Source organism: Streptomyces misionensis (assembly GCF_007896895.1).
Taxonomy (GTDB): domain Bacteria; phylum Actinomycetota; class Actinomycetes; order Streptomycetales; family Streptomycetaceae; genus Streptomyces; species Streptomyces misionensis_A.
Window position 1 is genome coordinate 89,871 of sequence record NZ_VOGW01000006.1, and the last position, 1,524, is coordinate 91,394.

1 protein-coding gene and 1 pseudogene are annotated in these 1,524 nt (G+C 75.1%); both read left to right on the forward strand.

The features are described 5' to 3' along the window. On the forward strand, positions 1-631 hold a 631-nt coding region (locus tag FRZ03_RS01405; RefSeq protein WP_398659474.1), incomplete at its 5' end, for a hypothetical protein. A 100-nt stretch (positions 632-731) separates the two neighbouring features. Continuing rightward, positions 732-1,524 (forward strand): annotated as a pseudogene (locus FRZ03_RS01410) (CHAT domain-containing protein); the annotation flags it as partial.

Here is a 1,524-nt window from a genome sequence, read left to right on the forward strand (position 1 = left end):
CGGTGAACCGGGGGTGAGCGTGATGGACGTCAGCGGTGCGGGTGCGCCGGTCGTGGCGGTCGTCGGGGTGGTCGGCACCCTGCTGTCGGCGCTGCTCACCCAGCGCGCCGCGGAGCGCAGCAGACGGCACGAGCAGGAGCGGGCCGAGCGGGCGCGGGCCCGGGAGCGGCAGGCCTCGGAGCGGCTGGCCTGTTACGTCGCGCTGAACACCGCCGCCCGGCAGTATCTGGCCGCCCTCACCGACCAGTTGCACGCCCTGAGCCGCACGGAGGACCCCGGGGCGGTGCGCCGGCGGCTCACCGAGGCCCGGGACGTGCACCGGGACGTGTACGCGGAGGCCCAGATGCGGCTGCCCGACCCGGTGCTCGTCCTGGCCGGCGAGGTCACCCACGCGCTCGGCGCCCTCTACGGCAGACTCCGGCGCCTGGACGACGGCGTGCCCCGCCCGGGCGACTCGCTCGACGCGGCACAGGCGGAGATCGACGCGCTGTGGGAACGGCTGCGCGAGCTGCGGCGCGGGATGCGGGCGGATCTGGGGGCGTCGGAAGCGGCCCGGCCGGACCCGCTCGCCCCCGGCCCGTCCGCCTCCCGGCCCGATCCGGGCACATACCGGGCGAGCCCTGGTCGTTGACCGGGCGAGAGCCGGTGAATCACGGCGATCGGCTGTCACGGTGGCCGACGGGCCGTCACCATGAGCTGACACCAGGGCAGTTGACGCTCAAGGAGTGTTCGTGGGGGAAGAAGAGGAGACCGGTGGTGTCCAGGCGCTGCGGGCCTGGGCCCGTGCGGCCGTCGAGCGGGCGAAGGCGTTGCAGCCGACGTCGGACACCGTCGCGCGGCACACCCGCGCCCACGACGACTCGGTCGCCGAACTCGAGGAACTCTCCCGCCTGTTGGACCACGACCCGGAGCTGCGCAGCTCGGTGACCGTCTGGCTCGGTGGCGCCCTCACCCTGCGCCATGCCGTCGGGGGCGGCACGCCCGCGGACCGGGAGCGGGCGTACGGTCTGCTGCGGGAGGCACGGGACCCCGCGACGCGGACCGGGGCCACGGCCTCCGCCGAGGACCGAAGGTGGGCCGCGCTGTTCCTGCTGACGCACAAGTTGCCGTTGCAGGAGATGGCGGGCGGGCTGGCACCGGAGCCGGACGCCACCGCCGTCTTCGACATGATCAGGGAGAAGGGCCTCGGCGGGATGGCCGCCGAGGTGGCCGAGATGCGGGAGCTGCTGACCGAGGCGGTCGAGCTGCCGCTGCACCCGGAGTTCCTGCGACACCTGCGCATGGCCCTGGAGCTCCAGGCCAGTCCCAGCGCCGAGGGGCTGTTCGACCTGTACGCGGACCTGATACCGGACGATGCTCCGGGTGCCGGGTTCATGCGGCAGAGGATGGCGGACATGCTGGCGGCGATGACCGGTGGCGCCGGACCGAAGGCCGGCCCGCGCACCGGGGGGAGGGGCGAGGCGTCGCCCGGCCCGCGGAGCGGCCCCGACGCCACCCCGGAGGACGGCCCCGAGGCCAGTGAGG